Genomic DNA, 20,932 nt, shown 5'->3' with positions numbered 1-20,932 from the left:
CGTTGTAACAAAAAAAAGGTTTCAAAAAACCTTAAATTTACCTTAAAATATTAAGTTATAAGACGATACAAAGACATGAGGTGAAAAAAATGAAGAAAATCGTCGTTTTACCGTTCTTAATACTACTACTAGGTATCGTGCTCACAGCATGTGGAACGGCTGAGCAATCCTCAGGAGAAAACAAGACAAGCAGTTCAACTCCTCAGGTGCTGGAAGAAAAAGCTGAATTTATTGGAATGGCTGATGCACATACAGTCGAAGTAAAAAAAGTGAATACGACCTTAAGCTATGAATTTACGGATAATTTTAAAGATGTATTAAATGAATTTAAACCAGGTGACAAAGTAGAAATCTCTTACTTTATCAATGACAATGGTCAAAAAGAAATTCAAAAGATTGAAAAACAGAAGTAAAAAAAGATGGGCGGGATGAACAAAATTGAAGAAAACAGGCATTACACTTATCGTTCTCATGACAATGACACTACTAATTGCACCTTTTCAGTCTGCCATGGCCAGCTCGACAATTTCAGTGAAATTGTCTAATTATATAGGAAACAAAACAAGCATGGATATTTCAACAACTGGGGAATACAAGCTGTCAGGATCCAATGTTGCTGTGACGAAAAGATATGAGGGAAATAATAGATACGAAGTAGCCAATAGTATTGCTGATTCTGGCTGGAAGAATCCATCAACTATCGTTGTCGTAAATAAGGATGCTTTCGATCATGCAATGACCGTTTCTCCATTGGCTTACAAATTAGATGCACCAATTCTTTATTCTGGTGCTGCGAAGCTAACAAAAGCAACTGAGAACCAAATTAAAAAAATGAAACCCGATAACATCTTAATCATTGGGGATACAAAAAGTATTTCGTCTACAACTGAGAAAACCTTAAAAAAGTACGGGAAGATTAGAAGAATAAGCGGAAAAGATAAATTTGAAATATCTCAAAAAGTAGCCAAAGAGATGGGGAGTTATAAGCAGGCAATTGTTGCTGGCGGGGCTTCCTTTATGAATGGGACATCCATGATCTCTTATGCAGCTAGAAATGGGTATCCAATCTTATTAACAAAGAAAAATTCAATTCCGACTTATAAGATTCCTAGTAAGGTAATTGTAGTTGGAAGTACAAAAAGCATTAGCGAAAAAGTAGAAAAACAATTAAAAAAGACATCACAAGTTACACGAATCAGTGGTGAAAATCGCTATGAACTTTCTGTTAACATCATCAAGAAATTAAAGTTAAATGTAGATAAAGTATATCTTGCTAAAGGTTCTAGCTCAAAATATGCAATTCCTATGTCACTTTTAGCAGCGAAAAACAATCGTACTATGATTTATGTCAAAAAAGATTCTTTCTCTTCTTCTTTAAAGAAACTTTTAAAAGAAAACGGCACACATACATATCATATAGCAGGCAGTTCAAGTGTGCTTTCAGATACGCTCAAAAACGCTTTAGCCAAACAAGTCTATCTGAAAAAAAATCAAAACTACCAATTGAATATTTCTAACGGAAAAATTTCATTAAAAGGTATTAAGACATATAACACAGTAAGAGTTGTTCCTGAGAAATATTCAACTAAAAATGTCCTTCAAATCGCAGGGAAGCCTTACTTAGGGAACATCAACTTTGCTATTGAATCAGGATATATCAGGCCGACTAATGAAAATATTCCATTTGAAGACTATCTAAAAGGTGTTGTGCCAAACGAAATGCCTGCAAGCTGGCATGTTGAGGCATTAAAAGCACAAGCAGTTGCCGCTAGAACGTATTCAGTGAAAAGTATTGGAAAAGTCGTACCTGATACAACAGCCTTCCAAGTATATGGAGGATATAACTGGTACACAAATTCAACAAAAGCTGTTGATGCCACAAAAGGCAAGGTTCTAAAATACAACAATCAACTTATTTCAGCCACCTATTATTCTAGTAATGGTGGATACACTGAGGCGAGTGAAGAAGTATGGGGGAATGCACTGCCATACTTAGTCGCCAAGCAGGACACAAAAGATCCTGTCAATGCGTGGACACTGAAGTTGTCTAAAAAGCAATTAGGCACTACGTTGACTGCAAGTAAAGCAGCTTCTGAGTGGTCTAAGGCAAAAGAAGCCAATGCTGCCGACCTTGCTGGTCTAAAATCATGGCTGTTGAAAAATAAAGAAACAGCTGCATCTGACATGAGAATTGCATCTATTTCAAGCCTGACATTCTCAGGAAAAACAAAAGGTCAGCGTGCGAAGACCGTTTCAATCAAGCTGAATTACCATCTGAAAAACAAAACAGGTACGTATACAGTGAACAAAAGTACAACGGCAAGTATGAAAATGACAGAGTTTAGAACAGTCATGGGCGCAACAAAGGTGAAAAGTACGTTTGCGTCAGTAAAGAATAATACAAATGATTTCACGATTTCAGGAAAAGGTTATGGTCACGGTATTGGGATGAGTCAATACGGCGCCAAAGCTAGAGCTGAATCTGGAAACTCGTATTCTTCTATACTTTCGTTCTACTATCCAGGTACAAAACTAACAAATTATTAAAGTTAAGGGAGGACACAGAAGATGCGCTCAATGATCAAAACAGCCATCCTCAGCCTCATCGCCATTTTCATTATTGTTCCAACAGCTTCAGCGGACAATTCTGTATCACGAATAGATGGGGGAAATCGTTACTCTTTATCTGTCAATGTGGCGAAAAAAGGTTGGGGAACAGCGAATACCGTTGTGCTAGTAGGGAAAAAAGCTTACGCTGATGCAACAGCAGCTGTCCCTTTAGCGTATCAACATAATGCGCCAGTTCTTTTTACAAATAGTAAAAACCTTTCATCAGAAACGAAGAAAGGATTAACGTCATTAAAAGCGAAAAATGTGATTGCGATTGGAACGACGGCAAGTGTTTCAAATAATGTCATCAATCAAGTAAAAAAACTAGGGATTTCAACAAAACGAATTACGGGGAAGAACAGATATGAAATCTCTACGAATATTGCAAAGCAAATGAAAAAACCAGCTGGTGTAGTGGTTGTAGAAGGTCATTCGTATGCGCATGGGATTGCGATTGCGCCATATGCTGCACAAAAAGGTTTCCCAATTTTATATACAGATAAAAAGGGACTTCGTTCTGAAATTTCAACTTTCGCAAAAGCTAGTAATATTAAGCAAACAATTGTGATTGGCGGCGAATCGTATGTTACCAAAGCAGCATACAACAAGCTAAAGTCGCCAACGAGAATAAAGGGCGCTAACCGCTATGATATTGCAGCAAAGATTGTGAATAAGTATAAACTAAGTACGAGCAATACGTATGTTGCGAGAGGATTTGGTTATGCCTCTGCACCAGCAGCTGCTGGCATTGCAGCGAAAGAAAAGAAAGCTCTTTTATTAACAAATGAGAAAACTTTGCCTGTCCATACTCGGTCAATTATCGGCAGTAAAAACATAACGAAATTCACAGTAGTCGGAAATTCAACGACAGTGACGAATACTGTAGCATCTCAATTAAAGAACCCGGTTGTAGGTAAAAAAGTATTCCTTGACCCTGGCCATGGTGCTCAAGATTCTGGTGCTGTAGGATATGGTCTTTATGAGAAAAATTTAAACTTAGACGTAGCGAAGAGAGTGAACACTAAACTGAAAAATGCTGGTGCACTCACTACCATGTCAAGAACATCAGACACATTCGATAGTCTTCAAACACGGGTGAGCAAAGGTGCGTCAGCAAATGCAGATATCTTCATCAGTGTCCATGCGAACTCAAATGATAACAGCAGTGCAAATGGAACTGAAACGTATTATGACAAAACATATGCGGCAACAAACAGCTTGAAGCTTGCGCAAAATATTCAGCCTAAAATGGTCAGTGCATTAGGCACAAGAGACCGTGGCGTGAAGACAGCTGCCTTCTACGTCATTAAATATTCTAAGATGCCAAGTGTTCTCTTAGAAACTGGTTTTGTTTCCAGTCCAGTTGATTCAAATATTTTGAAATCTGCTACTTATAAAGATCGATTGGCGTCAGGTATTTCAAGCGGTGTTTCAGGCTATTTTAGATAAGAAAACATACAGATGAGGGGTGCCGAAGATACACCTCTTAGGCTGCTCGAGAAACGACTCTCGGCAGCCTTTTTTCAAAAGTACATGAAGTGTTTCCTGGGTTCCATGATGAAGGGTTCAAAACCAAGGAGGTTGACTTCATGCGTTCTTATATCAAATGTTTTGTTTTAATTGTGGTTTCACTAAGTTTATATGCACCATCAGCATTTGCGCAGCACAATGTATCGAAGATTGAGGGAAGTAATCGATATGAGGTGGCAGTTAACGCTGCAAAACGAGGCTGGTCGACAGCACCTACAGTTGTTTTAGTAGGCGGTGAAGCTTATGCAGATGCGCTAAGTGCTGTGCCGTATGCCTTTCAGCAAGGAGCGCCAGTGCTGTTAACGAATACTAGCAGTCTTTCAGGTGCAACTAAGTCAGGTCTTCAGCAGTTGAGAACGAAGCGTGTTATCATTCTTGGCGGAACCGCAAGTATTTCTCACAAAGTCGTGGCGCAGCTAAAAGCAATGAATCTATCCGTATCGCGAATACAAGGAAATAATCGATATGAATTGGCGGCAAACGTTGCTAAGCAAATGAAGAGTGTTGATACAGCTGTGATTGTGAATGGTTCTGCTTATGCAGATGCTGTGGCGATTGCTCCGTTTGCTGCAAAACAGGGTTTTCCTATTTTATTAACCGATGCAAAAGGGCTGCGGCAGGAAACAGCCAATCTATTAAAAAGCAAAGCGGTGAAACGGACGATTGTGATTGGCGGGGAAACAAGTGTCAATCAAGCAGCCTATCAAAAGCTGCCATCACCCGTGAGAATCAGCGGAGCCAATCGGTATGAAGTGGCAGCCCGAATTGCGAAAACATACCCGATGAAGACAACCCAAACGTATATGAGTAACGGCTATGCATATGCCGATGCGGCAGCTGCGGCAAGTACGGCAGCCAAGCAAGGGCAAACCCTTCTTCTTACAGACGCTCAATCAGTGCCAGATGCGATTCGTCGTGTCATTGGGACTAAAAAGATTTCAACATTTACAGTGTTGGGCGGAACATCAACCATACGAACCAGTGTGATCACACAGCTGAAAAATCATGTGTTAGGTGAAACCATCTTTATTGATCCAGGTCATGGTGCGCAGGATGCTGGAGCGGTAGGAAATGGGCTGTTTGAAAAAAATGTTAATCTGGATGTCGCGTTAAAACTGCAAGCAAGGCTCAAACAAGCGGGTGCGCTGACGGTCATGTCTAGAACATCTGATACATTTGATTCCTTGCAAACACGTGTAAGCAAAGGATCACAGGCTGGTGCGGATGTGTTCATCAGCATCCATGCCAATGCAAATGATAATAGCGCTGCAAATGGAACAGAAACGTATTATGATGCGACGTATGCTTCGGCCAATAGTTTAAAGCTGGCACAAAAGGTACAGCCCCAGATGGTGAAAGCCCTTGGCACAAGAGATCGCAGTGTGAAGACAGCAGGGTTCTACGTGATCAAGTATTCAAAAATGCCCAGCATCTTGCTTGAAACAGGGTTCGTAACCAGTCCGATTGATGCCAGTATATTAAAATCAACGACTGCCAAGGAGCGGCTGGCTTCAGGAATCGCAGCAGGTGTATCTCAATATTTTGAATAAAATAGATCGGATGAATGATATGTCAAGTTAAAAATACATTTCATTTCAGGTTATTTTTGTTATAATCGAAACATAGAGGGTGGATTTTTCACGTATTTGCCTTCCAATGACAGCAAATCGACAAATCATGAAGAGGTGACGATCTTGAAAAAATTAATCACAATGCCGTTTTTAGTCTTACTTCTAGGTGTAATGCTCACAGCATGCGGCACATCAAATCAGTCAAACGATAACAATACGGATAACAGCAAAAAAGAAACAACTGAAGCAGCAGATCAAAAGAAAGAAAATGCAACAGATGAAAAGACGGAAGACAAGTCTGCAAGTGAAAAAGCAGATGATGAAAGCAAAGAAACAGCTGCTCAAACAGAAGACCAAGCAGGTCAATCTGATGAAGATGCAAAAGAAAGCTCAAGTAAGGAAATCACAAAAGAAGAAACGACAAACGATCAGTCAAAAGCTGAATCTAAAACAAAAAAAGAATCTACAACGAAGAAAAATGAAGTCACCAAAGAAGGCACATATGTCGGTTTGGCTGATGGACATACAATTGCTGTCAACATTGATGGAAAAGAAGTAGCCATTCAATTCGGAAATACATTTTCTAAACAAGTGAACAGCCTAAAAGAAGAGTCAAAAGTGAAAGTAACTTATACAAAAGATGCAAACGGAACGCTTAGACTGAAGACGATCGAATCCGTAAAGGCAAAATAAAAAAAGACACGTAGACCCGCAGAAATGCGGGTCTTTTTTACGTTTAAAAGGGCATAACTTGATATAAGGGCACATTCTTAACACACTTTTACAAGACTTAACAGCCCATTTACATTTGCTTAATGTTGCTCTGCTAAACTGACTTTCATAGAACATCTCTTTACACAACAACTACTTTGAATGGTGAGGTGCAGGTCAGTGAGCGCAGAGAAAGCGATGAACCTTTACAGAGAATATGAAGTGAGACGAAACCACTCTTTTGCTTTAACAGAACATATGGTTCGATATTTATTTGCAAAACGTTTCATAGATGTCGTGTTCTCGTTCATCGGATTGATGTTGAGTACGCCAATCATTTTACTGTTTGCCCTTTTAATTAAGCTAGAAACACCAGGGCCAGCCTTTTATATGCAGGAAAGGGTCGGAAAAGACGGTGTCTACTTTAAATTATGGAAGCTCAGATCGATGAGAACCAACGCAGAAAGCGGAGGAGCGAAATGGGCGCAAAAAAATGACCCTCGTATCACCAAAGTGGGGGCGTTCATCAGAAAAACAAGAATTGATGAACTGCCGCAATTTATCAACGTGTTAAAAGGAGAAATGAGTATTGTAGGTCCACGTCCTGAAAGACCAATGTTTACTGCCGAATTTAATCGGACGATTCCAGGCTTTACAAAAAGACTGACAGTGAAGCCGGGGCTGACTGGTCTTGCTCAAGTAAATGGGGGATATGAAATGAGTCCAAGTGAAAAATTATCACATGACTTACAGTATATTCAAAACTTGACATTTTCTCTCGACACGAAGATTATGGTAAAAACGTTAAAAGTCATCGTGACTGGTGACGGAGCCAGATAAGTAAAGTAGGGAAGAGAAATGGCAAGTATGACAAATCGCCTGCTGGGCGGAGCAAAATGGACAAGCTTGTCCGCATTGATCATTACCATCATCCAAATTGCACAGTTCGCCTTTTTAGGAAATGTAATGTCACTGAAAGAATTTGGACTCGTTGGCATGATCACAACTGTCACAATATTTACACAGATTTTACTTGATCTAGGCATCGGTGCTGCGATCATTCAAAAGGAACAAACGACGGAACGTCAATTATCTACATTATATTGGATCAACTTGCTGACGGGAATTCTCTTGTTTTGTGTATTGATCCTCGCAAGTCCCTTGATTGCCGCCTTTTATGCCAGACCTGAGCTGGAAGGCTTGCTCAAGTTATTATCAATCATGTTTCTCATTGCACCAATTGGTCAGCAATACCAATACATGATGCAGAAAGATTTAGCCTTTAAAACCTTAAGTACGATTGAGACGATAGCGACGATCATTTCGCTGATAGTTCTACTTATCCTAGCCTTTTTTATCAATCCAATTGTGGCCTATGTGATCTCTCAAGTGCTGCTTCAATCAGGAAAAGGTCTCATGTATGCAGCGGCTTATTGGAAGAAGTGGCGCCCAGCATCCGTTTTCGCATTAGGGGAAGTGAAAGAGTTTTTCTCCTTCGGGGCTTTCCAGCTTGCGTCAAGACTCGTCAATCGGGCAGGCTCAAACATCGACATGATTTTAATAGGACGGTTTCTTGGAGCAGAAGCTTTAGGGATTTACAGCCTGGCTTATCAAATCGTCACAATTCCGGTGCTGAAAATTAACCCGATTGTGACGAGAGTGGCTTTCCCAGTTTTCGCAAAAAGTCAGCGTGATCACTCTAGGCTGCGTGAGGGCTTCCTCAGCATGACGAATATGCTTGCACTCATTAGTTTTCCACTACTCATTGGTCTTGCTGCCGTATCAGATAGCTTTATAGAAGTGGTGTTTGGAGAGAAATGGCTAGTGGCGGTCCCGGTTTTGAATATTTTGTGCATTGTCGGTCTACTCCGTGTGCTGATGAATCCAAATGGTTCCATCCTTCTTGCAAAAGGGAGAGCTGACTTAGCATTTTATTGGGATACAGGCATGCTCATCGTATATGGATGCGCCTTATATGCAGGAGTCCATACTGGCAGTCTATTGACTGTAGCTTGGGTCTACTCAGGGGTCAGTCTGCTGAACTTCATTGTCGGCAGGTGGCTGATGGCTTATGTCATTCAGCTAGATATGAAGGTATATGTAAAATCTCTCGTAAAGCCTACTGTCATGACGTTGTTAATGGCCGCCTGCGCAGTGACTATTCATCAAGGGATGAAGCTGACATCAGCGGATATACTGCTTCAATTACTACTGACGATTGGTTTAAGTGCGGTTTTATATAGCTTGCTACTTGTCAAAATGTATCCGCAAATGGCAGGAAAATTATGGAGAAGAGGTCGTTCGTCATGAAGGTGCTATGGCTGACAAGTGTATATCCTAGTGAAAAACATCCAAGTGAAGGCGTCTTCCATGAAACGCAAGTGCAGGAGCTGGTCAAACAGGGCGTAGAAGTGAGCGTGATTTGTCCTACTCCTGTCAATCCGCCCATCTTACGGATGCTTAAAGCTTCCTATCGTCAGAGAAAAGATCTTCCCCAGCAGGAAGTGAGGTGCGGCGTGCCGGTTTACAGACCGCCCTATACAGCGCTGCCTGGACAGCTAAAATGGGCTCAGCCGAGTAAACGAATCGCAGCTTCTGTCCTGCGCACAATGGAGCGTTATGAACTGTCACCGGATTTCATCCATGCGCACTTTGCCATGCCGTCTGGCGGCGCAGCAGCTGTGATCAAAAAGGAAGCAAACATCCCTTATCTTCTGACCTTACACGGCAGTGATGTGAACGTCTATCCAACCTATAGCCAAGGGGCGCTTGCCGCCTTTAAAGTAGCAGTAAAACAGGCGTCTGCTGTTCTCACAGTGAGTGAAGAGCTGGCAAAGAAAACACATGACATGACAGAGGTGGATGCGCAATGCCTCCCGCTTGGAATTCCGCTCAAGTCATTTTCTAGAACACTGGGGGATCAAACAGCCATCAGAAAGCAGATTGGTTTACCGCTTCACGACAAGCTCGTCGTTTTTGTCGGCCGTTTAGTCAAAGAGAAAGGTTTGCTTGAATTAGCGGAAGCTGTCAGCGGGATGGAGGGTGTAAAAGCCGTCTTTGTCGGAAAAGGGCCCCTCGCAAAGGAGCTGGCCGAACGGGCGGGAGAATCCATTATACTCCCGGGGCAGGTGCCGAATGAACAAGTCAAACATTATTTAATGGCAGCTGACCTGTTTGCCCTTCCATCCTACAGTGAAGGAATGCCGACTGTCGTCCTTGAGGCGCTCGCTTTAAAACTGCCTGTCATCGCAACACGGGTTGGTGGTCTCCCATCACTATTTTCTACCTATCAACATCTGCTCATTGAACCGCGTTCAACGAGTCAGCTAAAAGAAGCGATTCACGCTTATCTTTATGAAAACAGATGGAACGAGCAAGTGAAGAACGATCTTCACCACATCGTCCATACAGATTATTCATCATCACATAATGCTACGCTCCTGATTCAGCAATATGAAAAGGTGCTGAATCAATCAACATCCACCGTTTAAACAGGATGAAATGTGCAAAGACTGATAGATAAACAGTTTGGAACGACCAATATGCTTTTACTGAGAGGATGAAACATGTTGAAGAAAATTGCTGTGATTGGAACAGGATATGTCGGGTTAGTATCGGGTACTTGTTTTGCTGATATCGGAAATCGCGTCATTTGTTGTGACATCGACGAATCAAAAATCAACAGCTTAAAAAGCGGTCTCGTTCCAATTTATGAACCGGGCTTAAAGGAATTGATTGAGAAGAATACAGAAGAGGGAAGATTGTGTTTTACAACCAATATTCCCGCTGCAATTCGAGAATCAGAGATTATTTATATTGCGGTAGGAACACCAATGACACCTCAGGGGGAAGCGGATTTAACATTTGTGAAAGCTGTGGCTCAAACGGTTGGGGAACACCTGAATGGCTACAAAATCATCGTGAATAAGAGCACAGTGCCGGTTGGAACAGGACGTCTTGTTCAAGCCATTGTTCAAAAGACTTCACGCAGTAAATATCCATTTGACGTCGTCTCCAATCCAGAGTTTCTGCGGGAAGGTTCAGCTATTCAAGATACGATGAATATGGAGAGAGCGGTCATTGGCTCTACAAGCGCACATGCATCCACGATCATTAAAAAATTGCATGATCCGTTTCAAACAGAAGTGGTTGAGACCAATCTAGAAAGTGCAGAAATGATTAAGTATGCGGCAAATGCCATGCTCGCCACAAAAATCTCATTCATCAATGACATTGCGAACATTTGCGAGAGAGTTGGTGCTGATGTGGAAAAAGTCAGCGAAGGCGTTGGATTAGACAGCCGGATCGGGCATAAATTTTTAAAAGCAGGCATTGGATTTGGTGGTTCTTGTTTCCCAAAAGATACGATGGCTCTACTCAAAATTGCCGAAACAGCTGGCTACCGGTTCAAGCTGATCGAATCTGTCATTGAAACAAACAACCACCAAAGAGCCCATCTTGTAAGCAAACTGATGAGTGTGTTCGGTGATATTAAAGGAAAAACGATTTCCGTTTTAGGGCTCGCATTTAAACCAAATACAAACGATATGCGTTCAGCCCCAGCACTAGATATTATTCCAATGCTGAGAGAGCTCGGAGCTTTTGTCAAAGCCTATGATCCAATTGCTTATGTAGAAGCAGAAAGAGAGCTTGGCCCGCAGGCGGTCTTCAGCAATGATCTCTATGAAACAGTGAAAGATACAGATGCTTGTCTCATCTTAACGGAATGGGATGACGTACAGAAGATGGATAAGGATCAGATCAAGCAGTTGCTTCGTTCTCCCATTTTAATTGATGGAAGGAATTTGTTTGATCCAGCAGAAATGAAAGAGAGAGGATTTATTTACCAGTCCATCGGCCGTCCAGGCGTATGGGAAACAGAATTGGTATCGAAGGCACAATAATAGGGGGAACTTGGATGAAGAAAGTATTGGTAACTGGGGGAAGTGGATTTATAGGATCTCATACGGTAGAGGCTTTATTAGAGAAAGGTTATGAGCCCATCGTTCTTGACAACTTTTCAACTGGATCGAAGGAAAATATCGCTCATCTTTCCGTACAATGCATTGAAGCAGATGTCACAAAATCAGAAACGGTCGATTTGATCAAACACATTGCACCAGATTATATCATTCATCTTGCAGCGCAAGTGAGTGTAGCCGTTTCGGTTCAACATTTCGTCTACGACGAAGAGGTCAATATTAAAGGTTCGCTGCATGTGATCAAAGCAGCGGCTGAAGCCGGGGTGGAGAAAGTGGTGTTTGCCTCATCGGCAGCAGTCTATGGAGACCCAGTCTATCTGCCGGTCGACACAGCTCATCCACTGCAGCCTGGTTCACCTTATGGCTTGTCGAAACTGACAGTTGAACGATACTTACAGATGGCAAAATCACTCTATGATGTGGACTATTGTATTATGCGGTACAGCAATGTATATGGTCCGCGCCAAGACGCACTTGGTGAAGGCGGTGTTGTCTCAATTTTTTCTGATAAGTTTGCAAAGCATGAGGCACCTTTCATCTTTGGAAACGGGGAACAAACAAGAGATTTCATCTATGTAGGTGATCTAGCCGCAGCGAATGTTGCAGCTTTAACAGCTCAATCAAACGTTTGTTTAAATATCTCAAGTGGTCATTCCATCACGGTGAATGAGCTGTTTCAAACGATGAAGCGAGTCACGAGATCAGATCTTGAACCGATTTATAAGCCTCAGCGTGCAGGAGATATTGTGCATAGTACATTGGAAAATGAGGAAACGAAACAAGTCTTAGCATGGGAGCCTGTTGTGAGTTTACAAGAAGGTTTGGCTCGTACCATTTCCTACTATGAACAGGAAGTAAAGGCTTAATCCCTCAAATCGGATGGGTTGCTTAGGAGGAACAAGGGTATGAGTGTGAAACAAACAGCATGGCAAATCATAATCGGATGTATTTTATTAGCAGCAGGTATCGGGCTTGTACAAATGGCATCCACACAGCCTATCGGGTTAAAGAAGATGGTGGTCATTCCGGTTTTGATTGTGGTGCTCATAGCGGCTGCTATATGTATGAAGCTCTACATGAATGGTGAGCACATATTCATGTCAGCCATTTACCTTTTGATTGCATTAACATTTCTCAATAACGCTTTTTTCTCTATCAGTGCCGGATTCTTTAGTCTCTTTCTCTACCGCATCATGCTCTTGGCTGTCTTTGCTTTATTCATATGGCGGATGAGGGACAAAGGAACGTACATATCCCAGTGGCAGCAAATTCGCGTTAAAGGCATTCTTGGCTTTTTCGCTGCATGGTTTCTTTACGGACTCATCTCACTGCTTTGGGCTCATTCGGTCACAGACGGCCTGAAATATATGTCTCTTCTTGCGATGGGAATGGGTTTTGTCTTTCTTGTGGTCATGTACATTCAGCGAATGGATCAGATCGTGACTTTTTATAGTATTTGGCTAGTCATGACCGTATTTGTGATGGGAATCGGGTTCTATAATCACTTGACCTTGAACCATTTACCGAATACCTCATTGTATCTTGGACCAGCATACAAACAGCACTATCCTACAGCTGTCTTCTTTAACCAAAATGATTTTGCGACTTTTTTATCTATTAGCTTTTTCTTATATGTGGCGTGCATGCGCCAAATGAAAAATGGTTATATCAAAGCGTTCGGATTACTAGGAGCCATCTTAGCGCTGTATCTCATTTTGTTAACAGAATCGCGCGCCAGCTTGCTTGGCATATTAGCCGGAGCGGCAATCTATGTATGGCTGTTGATGCCTCGCTTTTTAAAAAAGTGGTCTATCATGGCAGCAGGCGGGCTTGTTATCATCTGTATCGCCATTTTTTCAGCCAAAATCTATTCTGTCTTTTATGACTTGTTTCTCGCTTCTCAGGTCGCTCATTCTTTCAGCGAACCACTTCCGTCCAACATTGCCCGGGCGAATTTAATCAAAAACGCTTGGTATTTCTTTACGAATTCATACGGTTTCGGAGTCGGAGCGGGCAATGTGTCTTATTACTTAGCTCACTTTTCAATCTTTGATACAGATCAGGTCGTGGAAGTTCACAATTGGCTGCTAGAGGTGATGACGAATTTTGGGTTTGCCGTCATGCTAGGTTATATCTCAGTGTACGCCTATCTCATGTTCTCACTGTACAAACAATACCAATTGGCTGACACGAGATCAGCCAAGATGATCATTGAAGGTCTATTTGCTGCCATGCTGAGCTTTCTCGTCTCAAGTATCAGTCCTAGTTCCGTATCGAATTTATATTTCCACTGGGTGTTTCTAGGGCTGGTGATCGCAGCGGTCAATATCATGAAAAATAAACAGCGCTTCAAGCCGTGGGCAAACGTGTGATGCTGAGTTTGTATGGCTACACTAGTGAAAAAGCAAATACGTCAATGTTGGGAGAATGAGCATGTCTGGTTTTATGTTAAGAATAGGGAAGCGAATGAAAAAATATATCGTCTGGCTTGTGCTGCTGCCCGTTGTATTGGCTGCTTTTGGTTTCTTTTTTGCCAAGGGGACAGTAGAACAGTCTAGTTACACAGCTGCTGTGACCTTGACGCTTGGGAAATATGACGACGGTGTGTATAACAATATGGAAGAAGTGACATCTCTATTAAAAAGTGATGCATTTCTGAATCAAGCACTCCGTGATGTAAAGGAAGAAGAAAGGCAGGATGTGAAAAATCGTTTGATTCTCACGAACCAGTCCGATACACAATTGCAGTTGTCGTTTACAGATGCTGATCAAGCTCGAGCTTTGGCGGTAGTGAAACAAGTGTCAGATACATTTTTAAAGCAGGACAAAGCCTTATTTACGAAAAGACAGCAAGTCATTGAAAGGAGACTATCCGCTCTTGAAGATGAATCTGTCAGCAATGACTCCAAGGTCGATAAAGAACGATTTTTATATGAATTGGAATCGACAAAGCTCGGGATGAAGCAGGCAAAGATTGTCGATCCTGCCCAAGTGCTTGATGAAGCAGGCAAAGGCATGTCAGCGAAAAAACGAGCACTGCTTGGACTTGTCATTGGCCTTAGCATCTCGCTTATGTTTGTGGTGTTACCTGAAGTGTTCAAAGAATCTTAATGATGAACTGGAGATGAGTCTTAGGTGAACAATCAACCGTTAGTATCAATTATTACACCGGCGTATAATGCGGAACGTTATTTAACGGATACAGTTCATTCCGTCCTTGCCCAAACCTATTCCAACTGGGAGCTGATCATTGCAGATGATTGCTCAACAGATGGCACAAGGAAGTTGTTAGGGGAATTAAGTCAGACGGACGACAGAATCAACGTCATTTATTTAGAGGAAAACGGGGGAGCCGCTATTGCTAGAAACACCGCCATCAAACAGGCGAAAGGCCGCTTTATCGCTTTTTTAGATAGCGATGATATGTGGAAACAGACAAAGCTCGAAAAGCAGGTCAAGTTTATGTTAGAAAATGATCATGCCTTTACTTTCACGGCATATGACATCATTTCAGAAAATGGAGAGCCGTTACAAAAAACCGTCACAGCGCCGGCTCAGTTGAACTACAATGAAGCTTTAAAAAATACGATTATCGGCTGTTTGACGGTGATGCTCGATCTTCAACAAGTAGGACACGTGGAAATGCCAAACATTCGAACAAGGCAGGACTTAGCCACATGGCTCTCTATTTTAAAAAAAGGATTTACTGCCTATGGAATGAGTGAGCCGCTCAGTGAATATCGCATCGTGGGAAACTCGATTTCTAGTAACAAGTGGAAAGCAGCGAAAAAAACATGGTTTGTCTACAGAGAAATTGAGCAGCTTCATTTTGTGAAAGCATCTTGGTGTTTTATGCACTATGCCACAAATGCTGTCAAAAAGCGCTTATAAACAGAAGGGAAAAAAGGTGATAAAGGTGAAAGCAGAGTCGATCATACATGTGATTGTCGCAACGGGAGAATGGGGACACGATGGCCTAAGGTACAGACGGCATCGACTGGCGGAATTTCTTGCATCTGATCCAGAAACGAAAGAGGTCATCTGGGTATGCCCATCTGCCACTCGTCATTCAGCTCCCTTTCAGCCTATAACGGATCGAATGAAGCAAATGACCATTCCTGATGTGCTCAAGAGCAAGTTTTTTCGCTTTGGCCGTTATCAAGATATGTTTTATTTTCATAAATTATCTCCTCTTCTTGAGCATTTGCGTCAAGAAGAAAAGCAGGGCATAGCCGTCTGTTTATGGTATACGTTTCCGGGATTTCCGCTCTTATCTTCTTTATTTGAATGGAAACATATTGTGTATGATTGCAGTGACCTGTGGGGAGAGCCCATCAGCGGAAAAAACAACATTCTCTCTTATATGAGACAGCGAGTCATTGTAAAAGCAGAAAACCGCATTATTAAATATGCGCACAGCATTACATGCTCTTCACAATACTTACATGATCAAATCAAAAAAAGGCTCATGGGTGAACCGAAAGATGTCTTTACAGTGGAAAATGGCGTCGAGTATGATGTATTTGCAAAAAGCAACCTCCCTAGCAGGGAAGACGTGCTAGAGGGAAGAGAGGGAACGGTTCTTGGCTTTATAGGTGGGATCAAGCCGAAGCTCGATTTTGACATGATCGCTCAAGCTGCTCGCATGCAGCCAGATTGGACATTTTTATTTGTCGGTCCGGATGGAACGAATGGAGATCCATCTTTTCAGCATGCACTCAAACTGCCCAATGTCCTATGGACTGGAGCAGTCGCACCGGAAGAAGTGCCTGCTTATATGAAATTAATTGATGTAGGGATGATGCCATACAAACAGTCTCCTTACAATCAAGCGGTTTTTCCGCTCAAGCTGTATGAATTTTTAGCTGCCGGAATCCCTGTTGTTGGTTTAAATCTTCCATCAACGGAAAGGCTAAAAGAGAATGATGTGTATGAATATGTAGAGGGCGAAGATCCAGCTCTCTTCGTAGAAGCCTGCCAGAAAGTGATCAGTAAAAAAGATGACATGACATGCAGACATCTAAGACAAAGCCGGGCAAAGAAAAAAGATTGGCACGCACTGTTCACAAACATGGTGGAATTAACGAATATTAAAGAAAACGCATAATTCATTCAGGATTGTGCGTTTTTATTTGTTTCTTCTTCTTAGGGGGAGCTTGTGATCATCCTATATTCAATTGTATAATGGAAAGAGCGGCCAATATACAAAATACAGATTTCAATTTAGAAGGAGACTGACCTATGGATTACGAACGCGCCTTATTAGCGTTTTTTGTCTCTCTGGCTACAGTTTTAATTGTGACACCAATCGTCAAAAAGTTTGCAATTAAGATTGGTGCAGTGGACCAGCCGAATAAACGAAAAGTTCATGATAGAGTAATGCCTCGAATGGGCGGTTTGGCGATTTTTATTGGGGTAGCGGCTGGAGCACTAGCAGGCGGGCTGTTTCTACATAATAAAATTACAGCTATATCAGTTGGCGCTGTACTCATCGTCATTTTAGGTATATTTGATGATAAATATAATTTAAGTGCAAAATTTAAATTTCTTGTGCAAGTTCTCGTTGCTTGCTTAATCGTGAGCACGGGCTTAAAAATGGACTTTTTCTCTGTTCCTTTCTTAACAGATCGACTGGAGTTAGGATGGATGGCGTATCCCCTGACTGTACTATGGATTGTTGGGATTACAAATGCGATCAATTTAATTGACGGATTAGATGGACTGGCTGCCGGAATTTCGGTTATCGGTTTAACCACGATTGCCGTCATGGCATTTTCTGCGGACAAGATCCTGATTCTTTCGTTATCTCTTGTCGTCATTGGCAGTACCATCGGTTTTCTTTTTTATAACTTCCATCCAGCAAAAATATTTATGGGTGATACAGGTTCGTTATTTTTAGGCTATATGATCTCGGTCCTGTCACTTTTAGGATTGTACAAAAGTGTTACTTTGTTTAGTGTTGTTGTCCCTGTGATTATTTTAGGTGTGCCTATTTTTGATACGACCTTTGCGATCATAAGACGAATATTGAATAAACAGCCTATCTCATCACCTGACAAATCACACATCCATCATCGACTGATGGCCTTTGGCTTATCACATCGAATGGCAGTGATTGTGATTTACATGATTGGCTTAGTCTTCAGCTTAAGCGCGATTTTGCTGACAAGTGCCACCATTTGGCTGTCATTGATCATCATCTTTTTACTGGTCATGTTTATGCAAGTTATCGCTGAAGTCACTGGTTTGGTGAACGAAGAGTTTAAACCATTTACGAAATTCTACAAACGAATGGTCAAAAGACAATAAAAAAACAGCCCGTTCCTTGGAAGCGGGCTGTTTTCCTATTATTGTCCTGATGTGCTGGTCGAAGGGGCCTGTGTATCGGCTGACCCTGTTGTACCAGAAGATGAATCGGTTTGTGTATTTGTTTCAGTTGAGGACGATGACTCAGCAGGAAGCTTTAAATGTGTCCTTAACTCATTTTGCACCTCAGCCAAGTTGGTTTGATCTGGCTCAAAGAAGTATGTTCGATTTGGTCCTAGATAAAGGTCTGATCCTTTAATAGATAGTGTTTCAGTATCGTCTCCTTTAAAACCACTGTAAATTTGCTGTAGAGCAAGTCCTTCTGTGATGCGGAAGTTGGTTGTTATATGATCACTTACTTCTTTTGCAATATTATCCACGTTTGCAATGTTATGAGGTTTCGCCATTTGATCAATCATGGCACGTAAGATTTGTTTCTGACGATCGTTACGCCCGAAATCACCACGTGGATCTTGTTTTCTCATTCGTGCGTAAGCAAGAGCCTCTTCCCCGTTTAAATGCATATTCCCTTTTTTAAAGTAAATCTTTTTCGATTTTTTGACGTCACTTTTTTCATTGAAGTCAAATGGGACGTCTATATCGATTCCCCCAACTTCATCAATGACATCCTTAAAACCGTCAAAGTCCACTGTTGCATATTTGTCAATTGGGATATGCAAGAATTGTTCGACAGTTTCAATCGTTTCGTCTTTACCGCCTTTAGCAAATGCCGCATTGATCTTTACTTTATTTCCCGTTGTGTCACTAGCAAGCTGTACTCGTGTGTCACGGGGGATACTGACCATTTTCATCGTTTTATCCTGAGGATTAATCGTTGCGACGATGAGTGAATCTGAACGGCCGTGATCACCATTTGTGGCGTAATCCTCTATACCAACAAATAGGACAGAGAAAGGTTTTTTCTTTATATCAATGACAGCATCACGGAGTTTCGATTTCTCCCCACGCTCTAATTCATCATAAGTTTTGTCAGCAGCCTGGAGTGTATTCACAATCTTATAAACTGCAAATCCGCCCATGCAGATGAAGAGAAGCAAAAATAAGACCAGAATCCGTTTGAAAATCTTTTTCTTCTTACTCTTTTTCTTTCGTACACGCACTTTTACTCGTTGTGCCATTCATCTGTCTCCTTTATCGGACCAACGTCCTTTTCTAAATAAATCAATTCGCCTTCTTTAGTAACACTCTTTCCATTAGTCAACTCAGTCATCCATTCAATAAACTGCTCTGTTTGTGTTTCTTCTACATACGTTTCAAAAATCACATCTTCTGCATAATGGATGTCTTTTAGCTGAAAAGATGAGGCTCTAAGCTCATTCTCTACCTTTCCAAGCCATGTATAATCTATTGTTGTGTGCATCGTACGCATTAAACAGCGTTCTACCATACCAACATGATTGATTGCTTCAGACACAGATTTTCCGTACGCGCGAATTAATCCACCGGCACCTAGCTTAATACCGCCGAAATAACGAGTGACGACAACTACTGTATCTTTCAGCTTGCGTTTTTTTAGCACTTCAAGCATGGGTACACCTGCTGTACCGCTTGGTTCACCATCATCATTTGCTTTTTGAATCAGATCATGTTCACCGATCAAATAGGCGGAACAATTATGAGTGGCGTTCCAATGTTGTTTTTTTATGGATTGTATAAAGGCTTGTGCTTCTTCTTCTGAGACAGCACGTTGTATATGACAAATAAAACGTGATTTTTCAATGACGATCTCATGCTCGCCACGGCTTTTTACTGTGAGATAGCGGTTCAGCAAAAGACATACCCTCCTGACAAGCAAATTGTAAGGCTAGAGAAAATTTGCATTGGTTTTAGAATTTTACAGCGTATTTTGTTATGATGATAGGAGCGGAAAAAGGGTCGTCATAAAAATTTCATGATTTATACGCATTCTTTCATTATAATTCGACATAAAATGCAGATCAATGACATTTATAATAAAAAAAGATGACATCACTGTTACGGGAGGGGAAAGCCATGACAACACCTAAAATGGATCCGAAGTTATTGGATTCAATCATCATGAAAATGCTAAGTACAGTTGATGGCAGTAAGGACGAAGTATTTAGAATCGGCGAACAGTCCCGTCAACAATATGAAAGCCTAGTAGAAGAGCTCAAGCAAATTAAACAGCAAGTCAACGAAGTAATTGATTTTGGGGATAAACTAGAAGTACATACGAGACATGCTAGAAATCGATTATCTGAGGTCAGCAGAAACTTCAACAAATTCAGCGAAGAAGAAATACGAGAAGCCTATGAAAAAGCACATAACCTGCAAGTAGAATTGACCATGATCCAGCAGCGCGAAAAACAGCTGAGGGAAAGAAGAGATGATCTCGAAAGACGATTGTTAAGCTTACAAGATGTCATTGAACGTTCAGAAACGCTTGTGAGCCAGATCACGGTCGTTCTCAACTACTTGAACCAAGATTTACGTCAGGTCGGTGTTTTACTTGAAGATGCTCAGGCAAAACAAGATTTTGGACTAAGAATTATTGAAGCCCAGGAAGAAGAGCGCAAAAGGGTATCACGAGAAATCCATGATGGACCTGCTCAGATGCTGGCAAACGTGATGATGCGTTCAGAACTAATTGAACGAATTTTTAGAGACCGTGGAACAGAAGAAGGCTTTAAAGAAATTAGAAGTCTAAGACAGAATGTGCGAAATGCACTGTACGAAGTGAGAAGAATCATTTATGATTTAAGACCGATGGCTTTAGATGATTTGGGTCTCATTCCGACACTGCGAAAATACTTAAACACAATTGAAGAATATGATGGAAAAACCAAAATTACGTTCCAATGCCTAGGGGATACAGAAAATGAAAGAATTGCTTCTCAGTTCGAAGTGGCACTGTTTAGACTAGCTCAAGAAGCTGTCACAAATTCTTTAAAGCATTCTGAAGCTGAAGAAATCTCTGTGAAGGTTGAAGTGACGAAAGACTTTGTCACGTTAATTATCAAAGACGATGGAAAAGGCTTTGATATGAAAGATGTGAAAACAAATAAAAACAAATCCTTTGGGTTACTTGGTATGAAAGAGCGCGTAGACTTACTAGAAGGTAAAATGACCATAGACTCAAAAATAGGTCTAGGGACATTCATCATGATTAGAGTACCGTTAACATTGCAAAATAAAATTGTAAAATAGAGACAAAAGACATATTGACCATAAAGTTCAGGT

The 20,932-nt window shown here is 41.3% G+C and carries 18 protein-coding genes; 16 read left to right on the top strand and 2 right to left on the bottom strand.

The genetic code is table 11. The features are described from left to right. The first annotated feature begins 89 nt into the window (after positions 1–89). From NST24_RS16940 to NST24_RS16870, 15 genes are all read left to right on the top strand, one after another. Positions 90–413: a hypothetical protein gene (locus NST24_RS16940; protein ID WP_024719258.1), complete on the top strand. Its 324-nt coding sequence runs from the start codon at positions 90–92 to the stop codon at positions 411–413. 25 nt (positions 414–438) lie between these two features. Then, complete coding sequence (locus NST24_RS16935; protein ID WP_144679128.1) at positions 439–2,547, top strand: SpoIID/LytB domain-containing protein; 2,109 nt, start codon at positions 439–441, stop codon at positions 2,545–2,547. 21 nt (positions 2,548–2,568) lie between these two features. Continuing rightward, positions 2,569–4,059 (top strand): N-acetylmuramoyl-L-alanine amidase, encoded by a 1,491-nt coding sequence (locus tag NST24_RS16930; protein ID WP_025208076.1) that lies wholly within the window; start codon positions 2,569–2,571, stop codon positions 4,057–4,059. A 140-nt stretch (positions 4,060–4,199) separates the two neighbouring features. Then, a complete protein-coding gene (locus NST24_RS16925) occupies positions 4,200–5,690 on the top strand; it encodes an N-acetylmuramoyl-L-alanine amidase (RefSeq protein WP_342462023.1) in 1,491 nt (496 codons plus the stop codon). Positions 5,691–5,825: 135 nt separating this feature from the next. Beyond that, a complete protein-coding gene (locus tag NST24_RS16920) occupies positions 5,826–6,404 on the top strand; it encodes a hypothetical protein (protein WP_223255607.1) in 579 nt (192 codons plus the stop codon). 198 nt (positions 6,405–6,602) lie between these two features. Next, the gene (locus NST24_RS16915) at positions 6,603–7,262 is read left to right on the top strand and encodes an exopolysaccharide biosynthesis polyprenyl glycosylphosphotransferase (protein ID WP_008348294.1); all 660 of its coding nucleotides are present in this window, start codon (positions 6,603–6,605) and stop codon (positions 7,260–7,262) included. Positions 7,263–7,280: 18 nt separating this feature from the next. Beyond that, positions 7,281–8,732, top strand: coding sequence for an MOP flippase family protein (locus NST24_RS16910; protein ID WP_342462022.1), 1,452 nt, complete (start codon positions 7,281–7,283; stop codon positions 8,730–8,732). Further along, positions 8,729–9,913, top strand: a complete 1,185-nt coding sequence (locus tag NST24_RS16905) for a glycosyltransferase (protein WP_342462021.1) — start codon at positions 8,729–8,731, stop codon at positions 9,911–9,913. Before NST24_RS16910 ends, NST24_RS16905 begins: the two co-directional genes overlap by 4 nt. Before the next feature lie 75 nt (positions 9,914–9,988). Next, the gene (locus NST24_RS16900; RefSeq protein ID WP_342462020.1) at positions 9,989–11,326 is read left to right on the top strand and encodes a UDP-glucose/GDP-mannose dehydrogenase family protein; all 1,338 of its coding nucleotides are present in this window, start codon (positions 9,989–9,991) and stop codon (positions 11,324–11,326) included. Positions 11,327–11,340: 14 nt separating this feature from the next. Further along, the gene (locus NST24_RS16895; protein ID WP_110487136.1) at positions 11,341–12,270 is read left to right on the top strand and encodes an NAD-dependent epimerase/dehydratase family protein; all 930 of its coding nucleotides are present in this window, start codon (positions 11,341–11,343) and stop codon (positions 12,268–12,270) included. A gap of 39 nt (positions 12,271–12,309) precedes the next feature. Further along, complete coding sequence (locus tag NST24_RS16890; protein ID WP_041507842.1) at positions 12,310–13,776, top strand: O-antigen ligase family protein; 1,467 nt, start codon at positions 12,310–12,312, stop codon at positions 13,774–13,776. A 61-nt stretch (positions 13,777–13,837) separates the two neighbouring features. Beyond that, positions 13,838–14,515, top strand: coding sequence for a hypothetical protein (locus NST24_RS16885; protein ID WP_024719248.1), 678 nt, complete (start codon positions 13,838–13,840; stop codon positions 14,513–14,515). 24 nt (positions 14,516–14,539) lie between these two features. Beyond that, entirely contained in the window at positions 14,540–15,295 is a 756-nt protein-coding gene (locus NST24_RS16880; protein ID WP_008348281.1) for a glycosyltransferase family 2 protein, read from the top strand. Beyond that, complete coding sequence (locus tag NST24_RS16875) at positions 15,264–16,511, top strand: glycosyltransferase (protein WP_052472205.1); 1,248 nt, start codon at positions 15,264–15,266, stop codon at positions 16,509–16,511. The genes NST24_RS16880 and NST24_RS16875 overlap by 32 nt, the downstream gene beginning before the upstream one ends. A 134-nt stretch (positions 16,512–16,645) precedes the next feature. Then, entirely contained in the window at positions 16,646–17,713 is a 1,068-nt protein-coding gene (locus NST24_RS16870; RefSeq protein WP_024719245.1) for an MraY family glycosyltransferase, read from the top strand. A gap of 38 nt (positions 17,714–17,751) precedes the next feature. Here the strand turns inward: NST24_RS16870 and NST24_RS16865 are convergent, their stop codons facing one another. Both NST24_RS16865 and NST24_RS16860 read right to left on the bottom strand, forming a co-directional pair. Further along, entirely contained in the window at positions 17,752–18,849 is a 1,098-nt protein-coding gene (locus NST24_RS16865; RefSeq protein ID WP_024719244.1) for an LCP family protein, read from the bottom strand. Continuing rightward, positions 18,834–19,502, bottom strand: a complete 669-nt coding sequence (locus NST24_RS16860; RefSeq protein ID WP_017357860.1) for a YigZ family protein — start codon at positions 19,500–19,502, stop codon at positions 18,834–18,836. The genes NST24_RS16865 and NST24_RS16860 overlap by 16 nt, the downstream gene beginning before the upstream one ends. A gap of 221 nt (positions 19,503–19,723) precedes the next feature. On the opposite strand from NST24_RS16860, the gene NST24_RS16855 reads away from it, so the two are divergent. Then, entirely contained in the window at positions 19,724–20,899 is a 1,176-nt protein-coding gene (locus NST24_RS16855; RefSeq protein ID WP_024719243.1) for a sensor histidine kinase, read from the top strand. Positions 20,900–20,932: the final 33 nt, after the last annotated feature.

The sequence above is a fragment of the Bacillus sp. FSL R5-0286 genome, assembly GCF_038593245.1.
Lineage (GTDB): Bacteria > Bacillota > Bacilli > Bacillales > Bacillaceae > Bacillus > Bacillus altitudinis.
Note: the sequence above shows the minus strand (reverse complement) of the source record. Positions and strands in the feature narration are given on the sequence as shown.